Source organism: Citrobacter sp. S55_ASV_140 (genome assembly GCF_018919505.1).
GTDB lineage: Bacteria > Pseudomonadota > Gammaproteobacteria > Enterobacterales > Enterobacteriaceae > Citrobacter > Citrobacter werkmanii.
This window is the reverse complement of record NZ_JAHLQZ010000099.1, coordinates 1-14,934: the sequence shown is the minus strand read 5'-3', so window position 1 is coordinate 14,934 and position 14,934 is coordinate 1. Positions and strand designations below refer to the sequence as shown.

General features: G+C 55.8%; 14 protein-coding genes and 1 pseudogene. 11 read left to right on the top strand and 4 right to left on the bottom strand.

Annotated features, from left to right (window positions below; all coding sequences use genetic code 11):
* Positions 1-105 precede the first annotated feature (105 nt).
* From pmbA to KQJ18_RS14935, 11 genes are all read left to right on the top strand, one after another.
* Positions 106-1,458: a metalloprotease PmbA gene (pmbA, locus tag KQJ18_RS14985; RefSeq protein WP_038636641.1), complete on the top strand. Its 1,353-nt coding sequence runs from the start codon at positions 106-108 to the stop codon at positions 1,456-1,458.
* 86 nt (positions 1,459-1,544) lie between these two features.
* The gene (gene cybC / locus KQJ18_RS14980) at positions 1,545-1,931 is read left to right on the top strand and encodes a cytochrome b562 (protein WP_038636643.1); all 387 of its coding nucleotides are present in this window, start codon (positions 1,545-1,547) and stop codon (positions 1,929-1,931) included.
* Positions 1,932-2,239: 308 nt separating this feature from the next.
* A complete protein-coding gene (locus KQJ18_RS14975) occupies positions 2,240-2,548 on the top strand; it encodes a PRD domain-containing protein (protein ID WP_016151467.1) in 309 nt (102 codons plus the stop codon).
* Between the two features lie 10 nt (positions 2,549-2,558).
* Complete coding sequence (locus tag KQJ18_RS14970; RefSeq protein ID WP_038636646.1) at positions 2,559-2,921, top strand: SFCGS family glycine-rich protein; 363 nt, start codon at positions 2,559-2,561, stop codon at positions 2,919-2,921.
* Positions 2,922-2,923: 2 nt separating this feature from the next.
* Complete coding sequence (locus KQJ18_RS14965) at positions 2,924-3,223, top strand: DUF4312 family protein (protein WP_038636649.1); 300 nt, start codon at positions 2,924-2,926, stop codon at positions 3,221-3,223.
* A gap of 22 nt (positions 3,224-3,245) precedes the next feature.
* On the top strand, positions 3,246-4,022 hold the full coding sequence (locus KQJ18_RS14960; protein ID WP_006686375.1) for a DUF4311 domain-containing protein: 777 nt from the start codon (positions 3,246-3,248) through the stop codon (positions 4,020-4,022).
* Positions 4,023-4,033: 11 nt separating this feature from the next.
* Entirely contained in the window at positions 4,034-4,678 is a 645-nt protein-coding gene (locus KQJ18_RS14955) for a DUF4310 family protein (protein ID WP_038636652.1), read from the top strand.
* 58 nt (positions 4,679-4,736) lie between these two features.
* A complete protein-coding gene (locus KQJ18_RS14950) occupies positions 4,737-5,870 on the top strand; it encodes an amidohydrolase/deacetylase family metallohydrolase (RefSeq protein ID WP_216422213.1) in 1,134 nt (377 codons plus the stop codon).
* Positions 5,854-6,972: a DgaE family pyridoxal phosphate-dependent ammonia lyase gene (locus KQJ18_RS14945; RefSeq protein WP_216422212.1), complete on the top strand. Its 1,119-nt coding sequence runs from the start codon at positions 5,854-5,856 to the stop codon at positions 6,970-6,972. Before KQJ18_RS14950 ends, KQJ18_RS14945 begins: the two co-directional genes overlap by 17 nt.
* The gene (locus KQJ18_RS14940; protein ID WP_204527861.1) at positions 6,969-7,709 is read left to right on the top strand and encodes a KDGP aldolase family protein; all 741 of its coding nucleotides are present in this window, start codon (positions 6,969-6,971) and stop codon (positions 7,707-7,709) included. The genes KQJ18_RS14945 and KQJ18_RS14940 overlap by 4 nt, the downstream gene beginning before the upstream one ends.
* A 21-nt stretch (positions 7,710-7,730) precedes the next feature.
* Positions 7,731-9,644 (top strand): BglG family transcription antiterminator, encoded by a 1,914-nt coding sequence (locus tag KQJ18_RS14935; RefSeq protein ID WP_216422210.1) that lies wholly within the window; start codon positions 7,731-7,733, stop codon positions 9,642-9,644.
* 68 nt (positions 9,645-9,712) lie between these two features.
* Here the strand turns inward: KQJ18_RS14935 and KQJ18_RS14930 are convergent, their stop codons facing one another.
* From KQJ18_RS14930 to KQJ18_RS14915, 4 genes and pseudogenes are all read right to left on the bottom strand, one after another.
* Positions 9,713-10,105 carry a DUF4280 domain-containing protein gene (locus KQJ18_RS14930; RefSeq protein ID WP_216422209.1) on the bottom strand — a complete coding sequence of 131 codons (393 nt, stop codon included), beginning with the start codon at positions 10,103-10,105 and terminating at the stop codon, positions 9,713-9,715.
* Complete coding sequence (locus tag KQJ18_RS14925) at positions 10,102-11,025, bottom strand: type VI secretion system ImpA family N-terminal domain-containing protein (RefSeq protein ID WP_253297492.1); 924 nt, start codon at positions 11,023-11,025, stop codon at positions 10,102-10,104. The genes KQJ18_RS14930 and KQJ18_RS14925 overlap by 4 nt, the downstream gene beginning before the upstream one ends.
* A complete protein-coding gene (locus tag KQJ18_RS14920; protein WP_253297493.1) occupies positions 11,022-14,561 on the bottom strand; it encodes a type VI secretion system protein in 3,540 nt (1,179 codons plus the stop codon). The genes KQJ18_RS14925 and KQJ18_RS14920 overlap by 4 nt, the downstream gene beginning before the upstream one ends.
* Positions 14,561-14,934: pseudogene (locus KQJ18_RS14915) on the bottom strand (T6SS protein Cts2U); the annotation flags it as partial. The pseudogene KQJ18_RS14915 and the gene KQJ18_RS14920, both read right to left, overlap by 1 nt.

The following is a 14,934-nucleotide window of genomic DNA, read 5'->3' as shown; positions in this document are numbered from 1 at the left end:
GCTTAGTCATGTCAGGCTCCTTAAAAAAAGAGGCTAATGTTACCAGTTAAGATGCGCACTGAAAAACGGTTCTCTGTTAGACTTCAGAGAAACTCTCTCTACATTATGGCATTTGCGATGAAAGTAATCTCACAAGTTGAAGCGCAGCGTAAGATTCTGGAAGAAGCGGTCTCGACGGCTCTGGAATTAGCGTCAGGTAAGTCGGATGGCGCGGAAGTCGCTGTTAGCAAGACCACGGGTATTAGCGTCAGCACCCGTTATGGTGAAGTGGAGAACGTAGAATTCAATAGCGATGGTGCGCTGGGGATTACGGTTTATCACCAGAACCGTAAGGGCAGCGCATCCTCCACCGATTTAAGCCCGCAGGCGATTGCCCGTACCGTGCAGGCCGCGCTGGACATCGCTCGTTACACCTCGCCGGACCCATGCGCGGGCGTGGCAGATAAAGAACTGCTGGCCTTTGATGCGCCCGATTTGGACCTGTTCCACCCCGCGGACGTTTCCCCTGACGAAGCTATCGAACTGGCTGCTCGTGCTGAACAGGCAGCGCTGCAGGCTGATAAGCGTATCACCAATACCGAAGGCGGCAGCTTTAACAGCCACTATGGCATCAAAGTGTTTGGCAACAGCCACGGCATGCTGCAGGGCTACTGCTCCACGCGTCATTCCCTTTCCAGCTGCGTGATCGCGGAAGAAAATGGCGATATGGAGCGTGATTACGCTTACACCATTGGCCGGGCGATGGGCGATCTGCAAACGCCGGAATGGGTAGGGGCAGACTGTGCGCGCCGTACCTTATCGCGCCTGTCTCCGCGTAAGCTTTCCACCATGAAAGCGCCGGTTATTTTCGCCAATGAAGTGGCGACCGGACTGTTCGGACACCTGGTCGGCGCGATTGCTGGTGGCTCTGTATATCGCAAATCCACCTTCCTGCTGGACTCGCTGGGCAAACAAATTCTGCCGGAATGGTTGACCATTGAAGAGCATCCCCATCTGCTGAAAGGGCTGGCCTCCTCGCCATTTGACAGCGAAGGCGTACGCACAGAGCGCCGTGACATTATTAAAGACGGCATTTTGACCCAGTGGCTGCTGACCAACTACTCTGCACGTAAGCTGGGGCTGAAGAGCACCGGTCATGCGGGCGGTATTCACAACTGGCGTATTCCCGGACAAGGTCTAAGCTTCGAGCAGATGCTCAAAGAGATGGGCACGGGCCTGGTGGTGACCGAGCTGATGGGGCAGGGCGTAAGCGGCATTACCGGCGATTACTCGCGCGGCGCGGCGGGCTTCTGGGTCGAAAACGGCGAAATTCAGTATCCGGTGAGTGAAATTACCATCGCCGGTAACTTAAAAGAGATGTGGCGTAATATCGTCACCGTCGGCAACGATATTGAAACGCGCAGTAATATTCAGTGTGGTTCAGTCCTGTTGCCGGAGATGAAGATCGCCGGGCAATAATACCCGTCATACTTCAAGCTGTGGCGTGAATTATTGAGGGTATCTGGCGTTTGTTTATTTTTGAATAATAAAAAAGGAAGTGAGCAATGCGTAAACACCTGTTAGCGATCGTCGCAGCTTCAACGCTGATTCTTGGTTCTTCTGCGTTTGCAGCCGATCTTGAAGACGATATGGGGATCCTCAACGACAACCTGAAAATCGTCGAAAAAACGGATAATGCGACTGAGCTGAAAGACGCGTTAACCAAAATGCGTGCAGCCGCGCTGGACGCGCAAAAGGGAACGCCGCCGAAGCTGGAAAACAAATCCCCGGACAGCCCGGAGATGAAGGATTTCCGCCACGGCTTTGACACGCTGATCGGTCAGATCGACGGCGCGTTGAAGCTGGCGAACGAAGGTAAAGTCAAAGAGGCGAAAGCCGTTGCGGAAGACCTGAAAAAAACACGCAACGAAAACCACAAGAAGTTCCGTTAATTTGCTCTATCCGGCCTGCAAATCGTAGGCCGGATAAGACGCCAAAGGCTATCCCCGTCACATTTTTTCAACTTTAGAGTTAGAGAAATCATTCGCCGAACTGGTTTTTTCTGCTCATCTCTTGCGATACCCGTCACAGTTTCCCGCCACTAAAGCGCAAATATCGCCTTTTCTGCGGCATAGATCACTATCGCTGCGCCTCTTTCCACTTCGAAGTGGAAAACAACTCGCTACAAACTTTTAACCCCCGCCGCTAATTTACCCTCAGAGCCATTAGTGGGGTAAGACGAGTGAATAACGGAGCTGTAATGAATGACATGGGGGAATCGGTTGAACTGGCCGACCGCATGCTGGCGCAGGTGTATGCCTTGCTGCGTGAACGCCACATTATTCCCAACGCCGTACAGGAACAGATGCTGACGTCGCATGTTCGCGCCATGGCGCACCGCTCGGTAACGGGTGAACCCTTACCAGAAGTCGATGCCAGCTTGTTTGATGAAATATCTGCCGAATCAATGGCGCTTGCCCGCGACGTGGTCGCTGAGTTTGGCAATCTTCCTGAGGAAGAGGCCTGGCTGCTGTCGGTGCACTTCGAAGTCGCGAAAGACAACCTTTAAGGAGCAAAAGATGGATCAAATTACCGTAGTGATTGGCGATCGCCTGGGTAAAGGCCAGAAAGTGGCGGCAGGCGTTGAGAAAGCGGGTGGCCGCGCGGTCGTGGTGCCGGGTGTCGCGGCAGATATGAAGCTGGGCGATGTGATGAAAGCGGAAAACGCCACCTTTGGGATCTCGTTTTGCGGTAGCGGCGGGGCGGGCGCGATTACCGCGCAAACCAAATATGGCTACAAGGCGAAATATGGCATGCGCTCGGTCGATGAAGGGGTAACCGCCATCAACGAAGGCTGCAACGTGTTGGGGTTCGGTTTTATGGACAAAGAAGAACTCGGCGAGCGCCTGGTACAGGCGTGGCAAAAGAAATACGGCGCTTAAGCATGAAAGAGCAATTCACCACCACGGTGAGAGTCACGGGTAAGGGGGAGGCTAAAGCGCGCGCCTTTGCCGACGCCCTGAACCACGTTCAGGCTGCGGTGATGAAAGCGTCCCCGCATATCTTACTGCGTATTGAGCCACAGGATGTGCAGGTTGTTCAAGCGCGTGAAACGGTGCGCAAAGAGGCGTTTTTGTTCCTCTTCCTGCGCCGGGAAAGACGCACCTTCAGCGTGGAGCTGGACGTGACCGTCAACGTGACTGCCATCAATCTCGACAAGGTGGATTTCGTTACGCAACGCTGATCTTTTATTAAAAGGCATAATTATGTTCCTGATAATATTAATAAAATCGCTCATCATCGGCGGCCTGGTTGGCGTCGGTGTCGGCGCTGGGGCTGCACGCATGTTTCATGCGCCGACCACTCAAGGGATGGGCGCGTTTCGTACTCTGGGAGAACTGAATTCCTGTGAAGGGGATCCGGCTTCTCACTTCTCATTCGGTCTGGGCTTTTTCTTTAACGCCTGGGCTTCTTCCGTTGCCGCAGGGGCGTTCACGCAGGACGTCGACCATCGCATCATCCCCAACTGGGGGGCCGCCGCGCTGATGATCAAAAATCGCAACGTTGGTGAAACGCTGCACGATCCTAAGCGCATGGCGATCGCCTGCGGTGTTATCGGCATGATTGTCGTGACCTTCCTGAACCTCACCGCGTCATCCGTACCGGAAGCGCTACAGGTTACTGCCGTTAAGGTGCTGGTGCCCGCGGCAAACCTGCTGGTTAACACCGTGATGCCAGTGATCTTCTGGCTGGCGGCGATCGACGCCGGTAAGAAATCCGGCTTCTGGGCTACCGTTTTTGGCGGCGCGGCGCAGTTAATTATGGGTAACGCCGTCCCGGGTCTGGTTCTGGGCATTTTGATCGGCAAAGGTGTTGAAGAGAGCGGCTGGAACCACGTGACGAAAGTGATGATGGTGGCTATCGTCGCGCTGTTCGTCCTGAGCGGCTTCTTCCGCGGCTTCGACATGAAGATGATCGAATCCTTCCATCTGACCGTGCCTGACTGGTTGGAACTTATCCATAACTCGCTCAGCGGTAAATAACGGAGGCCATCATGGAACAGAATAAAGGTTTTTGGTTCGCCGACTGGTCGTTCCCGATCTTCGTTGGCCTGCTCTCATCCGGCGTATTTGCCGGAACGCACATGTACTACCTGTACGGTATCGGCGCATTCAACGAAGTGGCGTTCGTGGCGATGTTGAAAGCGGGAATGGACACTGGCTCCTACGGGGCGGTAGCGGCATTTGGCGCCAGCTTCCTGTTTGCCCGCATCATTGAAGGTTCGCTGGTGGGGATTCTGGATATCGGCGGGGCGATCCAGACCGGGGTCGGGTTAGGCGTTCCGGCGCTGCTGTTGGGCGCGGGAATTATCTTCCCGGTCGCCAACTTCGCTGCCTCGCTGGTCACCGGTCTGGTGATTGGTCTGGCGATTGGCTACATCATCATTCTGGCGCGTAAGTTCACCATCAATCAGAGCGACTCAACCTACGGAGCGGACGTGATGATGGGGGCCGGTAACGCTTCTGGCCGCTTCCTCGGTCCCTTGATTATCCTCAGTGCGATGACGGCCTCTATTCCGATTGGCGTGGGTTCGCTGCTGGGTGCGCTGCTGTTTTATATCTGGCAAAAACCGATCACCGGCGGGGCGATTCTCGGCGCGATGATCCTCGGTTCCATCTTCCCGATTGCGATTAGCTAACTGTTGATTTGTAGGCCGGATAAGGCGGTTACGCCGCCATCCGGCAAAGGAGAGAACGATGTTTGATTTACTCCTGCGCCATGCGCGTCTGGTCGATGACACGCTGACTAATATTGCCCTTCAGGATGGCAAAATCGCGGCGTTGGGTGACGTTGATGGTCCGGCGCTGAAAACCATTGACCTGCGCGGCGAATGTTACGTTAGCGCGGGTTGGATTGATTCTCACGTTCACTGCTACCCGAAATCGCCGATTTACCACGACGAACCGGACAGCGTGGGTATTGCCACTGGCGTAACCACCGTGGTGGATGCCGGGAGCACTGGCGCTGATGATATTGACGATTTTTACACGCTGACCCGTGGCGCGGCCACCGAGGTTTATGCGCTGCTGAATGTTTCACGCGTTGGGCTTATTGCCCAAAACGAGCTGGCTGACATGGCCAATATTGACGCCGATGCGGTGCGGCTGGCGGTGAAACGTCACCCGGACTTTATCGTCGGCCTGAAGGCGCGCATGAGCAGCAGCGTGGTAGGGGTTAACGGCATCACGCCGCTGGAGCGCGCCAAAGCGATGCAGGCGCAAAACAGCGACCTGCCGCTGATGGTGCACATCGGCAACAACCCGCCAGATCTGGATGAGATCGCCGAACGCCTCACCGCGGGCGACATTATTACCCACTGCTACAACGGTAAGCCGAACCGCATTCTGACGCCGCAAGGTGAGTTGCGGGCGTCAGTGACGCGGGCGATTTCACGCGGCGTGCGTCTGGATGTTGGGCATGGCACCGCCAGCCTGAGCTTTGCGGTGGCAAAACGCGCTATCGGCCTGGGTATTTTGCCGCACACCATCAGCTCCGATATTTACTGTCGTAACCGTATCAGCGGCCCGGTGCATTCCCTGGCGAATGTAATGTCGAAATTCCTCGCCATTGGCATGTCGCTTCCGCAGGTCATTGAATGCGTTACCGCCCATGCTGCCGATGGTCTGCGCCTGAAACAGAAGGGGCGACTGCAGGTCGGTCTGGATGCCGATTTAACCCTCTTTACGCTGAAACGCCAGCCAACCGTGCTGGTAGATGCAGAAAACGACAGCCTGCAGGCTGAACAACTGCTGGTGCCGCTTGCCGCAATACGTGCGGGTAAGGGCTATATGACCGAACAAGGGAGCGCGGAACATGTCTTCGATTTTTGAGAAATACAAATTAAAACAGGTGATTAACACATCAGGTCGCATGACGGCGCTCGGTGTCTCTACGCCGCGACCCGAAGTGGTTGAGGCCGCGATGGCGGGGATGAACCAATACTTTGAGATGAAAGACCTGGTGAATAAAACCGGTGACTACATCGCGAAATTGCTGGAAGTGGAAGGGGCAACCGTTGTCTCCTGCGCTTCGGCCGGGATCGCCCAGTCGGTCGCGGCTGTGCTGGTTAAAGACAGCGACTGGTTGCTGGAGAACCTGCACGTCACGCCCATCGACAACAACGAAATCGTGTTGCCCAGAGGCCACAACGTCAACTTTGGCGCGCCGGTGGGCACCATGGTAGCGCTTGGCGGCGGCAAGGTCGTAGAAGCCGGTTATGCCAATGAATGTTCCGCGGCGCAACTGGCAGCGGCCATCACACCGCGCACCGCGGCCATTCTGTATATCAAATCTCACCACTGCGTACAGAAAAGTATGCTCAGCGTGGAGCAGGCAGCGGTGGTGGCGCGCACGCATAATCTACCGCTGATTGTGGACGCGGCGGCGGAAGAAGATTTGCAGTGCTACTACCGCGTGGGCGCAGATCTCGTTATCTATAGCGGCGCGAAGGCGATTGAGGGGCCAACCAGCGGTCTGGTGATCGGTAAAACTCAATACGTTGAGTGGGTAAAACGTCAAACGGCGGGTATTGGCCGGGCAATGAAGGTGGGTAAAGAGGGAATACTTGGCCTGACCTGCGCTATTGAACTGTACCTCAACGCGCAGAAAGAGAGCGGTGCGGAAATGGTCGAGAAAATGACGCCGTTTATTAATGACTTGAATCAGCTTCACGGCGTAAGCGCCCGCGTGGTGTGGGACAGCGCAGGGCGCGATATCGCACGCACGGAAATTAAATTTGACGAAGCGGTAACCGGGATCGCCACGGGCGAGCTGGTCGACGCGCTGAAGCAAGGGGAGTACGCGATTTACTTCCGCGGTTACAAAGCCAACGAAGGCATTATCGAAGCCGATGTACGCAGCGTTGATCGCGCGCAACTGGAGATTGTGGCCCGTCGAATTGGTGAAGTGATTTCGCAGGAGAAAAAAGCATGAAACTGATCCCAAATTTTTATCGCGACCGCGTCTGCCTGAACGTACTGGCAGGCTCCAAAGAAAACGCCCGGGAGATTTACGCGGCGGCGGAAGGGCACGTGCTGGTTGGCGTACTGTCAAAAAATTACCCGGATGTCGCAAGCGCGGTAACGGATATGCGTGAATACGCGGCGCTGATCGACAATGCGCTCTCCGTGGGGCTGGGGGCGGGCGATCCTAACCAGTCGGCGATGGTCAGTGAAATTTCCCGTCAGGTGCAGCCACAGCATGTTAATCAGGTCTTTACCGGCGTGGCGGCCAGTCGCGCGCTGCTGGGCCAGCAGGACACGGTGGTCAACGGTCTGGTTTCACCAACCGGTACGCCGGGACTGGTAAAGATATCCACCGGTCCGCTAAGCAGCAAAGCGCCGGACGGCATTGTGCCGGTAGAAACCGCCATTGCGCTGCTCAAAGATATGGGCGGTAGCTCAATTAAATACTTCCCAATGGGCGGCCTGCAATGCCGTGACGAGTACATCGCGGTCGCCCGGGCCTGCGCGCGTCATGACTTCTGGCTGGAGCCAACGGGGGGGATCGATCTGGATAATTTCAGTGAAATCCTGCAGATCGCCCTCGATGCCGGCGTGAGCAAAATCATTCCTCACATCTATAGTTCGATTATTGATAAGGTGAGTGGTAACACCCGTCCGGACGACGTACGCCAACTGATGGCGATGACCCGGGCCTGCGTAGGTTAATTGACAGATGAGGAAACTGACGTGCGATTCCCCAACCAACGTTTAGCGCAGCTATTTGGCATGTTGCAAAACGAAGCGCTTCCACAGGACGAGCTGGCGCAGCGGTTGTCGGTTTCCACACGCACCGTACGGGCGGACATCACCGCGCTAAACGCGCTGCTCACCCAGTATGGCGCGCAGTTTGTCCTCAGCCGGGGTAACGGTTATCAGCTCAAAATTGACGATCCGGCAAGTTTTCATACCCTGCAGACGCAGCAGCCCGACACGTTGCTGCGTATCCCACGCACCAGCCAGGAACGAGTTCACTGGCTGGTGGTTCGCTTTCTGACTTCGGCCTTTTCACTGAAGCTGGAAGATTTGGCTGATGAATGGTTTATCAGTCGCGCGACGCTGCAAAACGATATGGCAGAGGTGCGCGAGCATCTGCAACGTTATCATCTGACGCTGGAAACGCGCCCGCGACACGGCATGAAGCTGTTTGGCAGCGAGATGGCGATCCGCGCCTGTTTGACCGATCTGCTGTGGATGCTGGCACAGCAGGATCCGCAGCACCCATTGGTGACGGAAGAAGCATTGAATGCCGGGCTTCCTGAGCGGCTGCAACCCGTTTTGCAGGACATTTTCGCCCGTTTTCATATCCGCCTGACCGATGAGGGCGAGCTGTTTTTGCGCTTGTACTGCGCGGTGGCGGTACGGCGGATTAGCGAAGGGTATCCGCTACCGGAATTTGCCGCAGAAGAAGCCGAGCAATCTGTATGCCTGGCCACACGGGAAATCGCGGCGGTATTGCATCGGTTGGCGGATAAACCGCTCTCCATTTCTGAAGAGAACTGGCTGCAGGTGCATATTGCTGCTCGCCAGGTTCAGGAGATCGCTCCCAGTGCCATCAATGCGGATGATGATGAAGCGCTGGTCAATTACATCCTGCGGTTTATCAACAGCCAGTACAACTACAACCTGTTGAATGACAAGCAGTTACATGCCGACCTGTTGACGCATATTAAAACGATGATCACCCGGGTGCGCTACCAGATAATGATCCCTAATCCGCTGCTGGAAAATATTAAACAACACTATCCGATGGCATGGGATATGACGCTGGCCGCCGTCTCGGGATGGGGAAAATATACGCCGTACACCATCAGTGAAAATGAGATTGGTTTCCTTGTCCTGCATATCGGCGTTGGGCTGGAACGTAGTTACAACATTGGTTATCAAAGGCAACCGAAAGTTCTGCTGGTATGCGATGCCGGAAATGCGATGGCGCGGATGATTGAAGCGGTGTTGGCGCGTAAGTATCCGCAGATAGAAATCGTCGATACCGTGACGCTACGCGACTACGAACAGCGGGAAAGCATCAGCGAAGACTTCGTGATTTCGACCGCGCGGCTCGGAGAAAAAGATAAGCCTGTGGTGATGATTGCGCCGTTCCCTACCGATTATCAACTGGAGCAGATTGGCAAACTGGTGCTGGTCGACAGAACCCGTCCGTGGATGCTGAACAAATTTTTCGATGCCGCCCATTTCCGCGTTATCGATGGCCCAATGGATCAACAAACGTTGTTCAATACACTATGCCGTCAGCTGCAGGATGAAGGCTTTGTCGATGCGGAGTTTCTTGATTCGGTGGTCGAGCGTGAGGCCATCGTCAGCACTATGCTGGGTGACGGCATCGCCCTGCCGCACTCCCTCGGTCTGTTGGCAAAGAAAACGGTGGTCTACACCATTCTTGCCCCGCAGGGTATTGCCTGGGGCGATGAAACGGCGCACGTGATCTTCCTGCTCGCTATCAGTAAAAGCGAGTATGAAGAAGCAATGGCGATTTATGATATTTTCGTCACTTTCCTGCGCGAGCGCGCCATGACGCGACTCTGCGCGTGCCGGAATTTCACCGAGTTCAAAACGGTCGCCATGGAGTGCGTGAGTCGCTTTTAAAGACGCTGCGATTATCCTGCAGCGTCGTCTCCTGCAATCGTACCCCCCTTAATTTCAAGGGCATCTCATCACGGCACCACGGTCATTACCTGGCCGGGGAAGCTAATTTGGATCACGCCGCCCCACATGCAGATCAGCTTTGACTGGGCGGTGAGTGCGGGCATATTTCCCACTAATACCGTGGGTGAGCCCGGCGCCCAGGGGGCCGGTGTGGCGGGGATACACGGCATTGGCGTCAGCACGCCGAGCGCCGCCGCGGTTGCGGCTGCAACGGTCGGGTTAGCGATGCTGTTGCACATCCCGAACGGCAGAATGTTTACAAACGGTTTGTTATCCATAATATTCGCCATCGGCATGTTGTTGATGATGGTTCGGCTGGTAGGCAACACGTTCAGCGTAGCTGGCGCTATACCAAACGAGCATTGCAGCATCGCGCCAGTACATACGGCAGGACAACTCATGGCAGTACCCCCAATTGTTTCCACAGTCGGCGAGCGGACTCATCGCCGCTAATCAGTTCATTGAGCAATTCAGGTAGCGGCGTATTCCCCCAGGCAAAGGCGCGATAGAGCAGATAAGGCACCGGGCTGTGTGGTTCAGTACGCGCCAGGTAATCCGCGACCTCTTTAATCATCCGATACGCTTCCCCGCGGTGGGCAAATGCAACGGGATTACCAGGCACTGGTGCCGCTTCTTGTACGACAGGCTGTGAGGGGACTGGCAAGTTAGCCCCCAATGCTTGCAGGCAGGTTTTAATTTTTTGTTCCAGCGGATTGAAAGACGGTGCGGATGCTGCGGGCCAGCCCTGACATACGGTATTAAGCCGCGTAAGCCATTCAAGACTTGCTGTTAGCGCCGTAACGATCGACTCTTCCGCCCCAGGTAGGGGAACGTCTGATAATTTTCCCTGCTGCCACTGTGATAAGGAGATATGCTCTCCATTCGCTATAAATAGCGGAGCTTCGGCGACCAGAACGGCGTAATGCTGCGCCATCCAGCAAAGTGGGGCGGCGCGATAATCATAGTCGCCCTCTTTGATTTTTGGGTGCAATTCCTCTGGATAACGCTCCAGCGCCAGCGTGGCCAATGCCAGAGCATCGGGCAAAGACGTTAAGCCTTGTGACCGAATCCATGCCTCACCCAGCCAGCTCATAATCACCAGATCCTTGCTGAGCGTTTTTGTCAGCGACGTGGCGATCTGTGCGACGGCGTCCCAGTCAGCGCGTCGCGGCGTGCTTTGCCAGACGCCCGTGGGCAGCGTTTCGTCATCCTGCTGGCGAGCGGCGACCAGTCGGTCGAACTCTGGTGAATAGCGGATCGCGTCTCCGCACGGTTTATCCGCCTGAATAGGCGTCAGTAATGCCTGAATATGTTCCATCATTTTCCTTGTGATAATCCCTGTTCGGTAAGCGGTACCCACGGTAGCGGCGCTTTGCCCTGTGCATCCAACAGCGCGATCTGCCAAAAGACGGTGGTTTGTAACTGTTGCTGACCATCTCCCACAGGAAGCGAAAAGCGTAATGGCAGCGGTTGCGCCAGCGCGCCGCCGACGCGCTGTTGGTTGATCATCCTCAGCAGTGACCATGCCCCCTGCCAGCGCCAGCGACCAGTATCACCGCTTACCGTTACACCTGTCTGTGACAGACCTGGCATTGGTCGCCAGGCGGAGTTAGTTGCCCAGCGTAGACTAAAGTTCAGGCTGTCTCCGCTACGCCAGTGCAGATCCGTCGTGCCGCCGGGGTAGCTTATTGCCTGTTGATTGCCGGTAAGCCGCCAGTCGGCAATTTGGTCAGCGCCGACCTCGCGGTGACGAGAGGTGCGCCAGATAACGCGTAACGTAACCCCTTCCGGACTGACCAGCGCGGAAAGTAATGGCTGCGCCGCCGCCAGTTGTTGAATCAATGGCGGCTGCGCAGAGAGCGTTTCTGGAGGGAGCTGCGCGAGTAAAGTCGTGAGTTCGCGAACCCGATCGACATCGGCATCCGGTGCCTGTGGCGCGGCGGTAAAGGGGAAATGCCCCGCCAGCCAGACGTTGTACAGTGTGAAGATTTGCCCCACCGCGCCAATGCTCGCCTGCTGGCGTAGCTGCTGGCATGTTTGCTGCGATGCGTTTACCAGCGCGTTCAGCGATTGGCTGTAAAAATCGTTACCGCCGGAAGTGGTGAACTGCGCCAGCTCGCTCTGACAATTCTGAGCGGAAAGCGTGGGCAGCGCGGCGGCAAGCGTGGTCATTTGCATCGGCGGGCTGCCAGGATCCTGTTGTTGCAGCCGCTGCATTGTGGCCAGTGAACTGCTCCAGCGGACGATAAGCTGGTTTTCCGTCGTGGTAAGCCATGGACGCTGTTTGTCGAGCCAGTCGATATCCTGCTGATAGCGGGTCAATGCGCCGGAGATTTGCGCGGCTTGCGCGTTGGCCCAACCGGCAATCTTCTGCCCGCTGACCTGCGCCTGCTCTGCCGTGGCGTAATTCACGGCGGGAGGGGCGATCGCCGGCAGTAACGCGCCGCCGTCCTGGCGCACGCGGGCAATCACCTGGGCTGCGGCTTGCTGACGTAATGCGATGGCAAACTGAGGACGATTAAGCTGGTTGAACGCGTCAATGAGTTGATCCGCGCTAGCCGTACTGAGATTGCTATGGTCAGGTGACTCGGCTGCCCCCGAGTACAGTGCCTGAAGCATGGCGTTTTCAACTGATTGCCGGGCCAGCATAGTGAGTTTGGGACGCCAGATACTGTCCGGAAGTTGTTGTATAAAACGCTCATATCCGCCAAATAGCGCCAGTGCCTGCTGGAGTTGTAGATTCCCGGGATAACCTGCTGTTCTGTCGGTCGGCAGGCTCGCCCCACGCTGCCAAAACGGTTGATTGAGCAGATCGCGCAGGCTTTTTTGCAGCGCGACAACATCCGGTGACACGCTGAACTCGCCTTCCGGCGACTGCTCGGTTAGTGAGGAGAAATGCAGACGGGAACCATCGACCTGTGCCAGAAAGCGTTGGCGCAATAAGGCTTCATGACGTAAAACGTCTTGAATCACATCATTGTCGATCAGTCGGAGCGTGCGTGCCTGGGTGAGGAGCTCATCCAACGGCAGCCGAATAGGTGAGTGAGTCGCATCGCGGCTAAGATTATTAATCGTAGTTAGCGTGGCCTGTAAACGGCTGACCTGACGGATTAAGGAACGCACAAATAGCGGAGTAACCCGTGAGTCATTGCTGAATAACGTCAGTAACTGTTCGAGCTGCTCTTCGTTGTTATCCAGACTGGTGTTGCCATAATTTTGCTCCAGCCAGCGCATCGTTTCGCGAGAAAAATACTCGCTGTTTCGCTGCGTTAATTCACTGGCGTCAGGCAACTTGAGGCGTGAAAGGTTGAGGGTGGCAATCATCCCATTCAGACGATCCTGCGACGGTAGCGATTCTGTATCTACGGTCACGCCCCAGATGCTGGCGCTGACGTTTGCCAGCGTCTGTATAGTGGGTTGCTTCACCTGCATTAATTGCAGTAATGGTAAATAACGCGACTCCATTTGCTTTGCCTGGCTAAGCAGGTGCTGAATCTGGCGGTAACGCTCCTCGGGCAGTAGCTCCTCCTGCTCGGACATCTTCTCACTTTGACTTTGCAGACAGATGCTGTTGGTCGCAGGTAATAGCAGGCTGGCTAACGTGGCGTTATTAAAGGTGTCCCGTAATTTTGTGTCGGTATGGCTGAACAAGGAACCGGGCCAGACAACAGATCGAAACTGCCACTGCGGAATACCGTTAAGCACTCGCCAGTACAGTGCGGTGGATCGTTCGCCTGCGTTATTGGCGCGCAGGGTTTGTGTGGCCAGCACTTGCAGACGATCGTGTAGTAAAACGGCGTTGGTATGTTGGTATTGCCAGCTCCAGATCATTGCCGCCAGCCAGATAACACAAAGACAGCTATAACAGGCGAGGGTAATGAAATGGCGGCGCAGATTCAGGCGCAGCAGGCGGCGGACCGGGAGCGCCAGACCACGCTCGGCGGCAATTTTGCCGCTCAGTAGCGTCTGGCAAAACTGCATCCGTGGTTTATCATGGGTTAGCGTACGGGCGACAAACCAGATCCCACGCAATAGTGGAGGTTCATCGCGGGCGTTGCTGTTAAACAGAGAATCGAAATAATCATGCAGCGGGGCGGCTAGCGGCAGGAGGTTTTCCGGCAGACGAAACAGATCTTCCGGCATAGTTCCCCGCAGCGCGCCGAGTTCCGTGATGAGCATGCGCAGTGAGCTTCGGGTATTGTCCAGCGCGCTGTCTATCCACTGTGGCTTCCAGATGGCCTCTCTGGCGACCGGGATGGCACTGCCGATGGGGCTGCGACGAGCCTCCTCCGGCAACATGGCTAACAAAGACGAAGCCCCTTCCAGTGCTTCTACACCGCTTATCAGCAGGTAGACCGGTAAACTCAACCCACATACTTGCTGTAGCTGTTGGCAGTTGTTCAGTAGGCTGGCGCGAGCGGCTTCATCGCCCTGCAGCACATCCAGCGACAGGGTGATAATCAGCGCGTCCAGTGGACGCTGCGGACGACTTTTCACCAATGCCGCGAGCATTTTTTGCCAGTCATTCTGGCGAATAAGCCGTTTTTTCCCGGCAGTTTGCAACGTTTGCGGCAGGCACAAAACACTACACTGAGGGTTAAACCACCATTGCCCGAACCAATACTCCTGGCCGTCGGTGAGTGACCAACTGCGACAAAGCAGACGGTTATCTTCTTCGTCGCCCAGCATCAGTATGCGCGTACTGTCGTAAGGATCCTGACCGCCGCAGGCGCGCTGGATCTCTTTTTGCGCACGGATGAACGTATCGTTGCGGTATTCCCACTGCCACCAGACGCACCAGAGGGTAATCGCCAGCAGCACCAGCACAATAATCAGCAGAGTCAGCCAGTGTTGCATCACCTGGAATCTCCCTGGCAGGACTGGGTCACCGGGAAATCAGGCAACGTATTCACGCCGATAGCATCTTCAATACTTAGCCACAATCGTTGGCTTAACAGCAGCAGAGCGAGCAGTATGATGAGGGCAATCAGGTGCAGACGTGAGTTGTCAGGCAGGCGACGGTGCGCCGGAAGCTGTAATGGCGTTCCCAGTGCTGCAGATTCCATTCGCTGGGCAATATCGCTGAACCTGGCGTCATGCTGGAAAGCAAAATGCCATAGCAGTTGACAGGTTTCCTGGTGGGTCTGTGGATCAAAATCGTCACGCCGGGAACCGAACCCCAGCGTCAGGCAACGTAAATAAAGCGCGGCTAAATCGCGTTGTCCGGGGC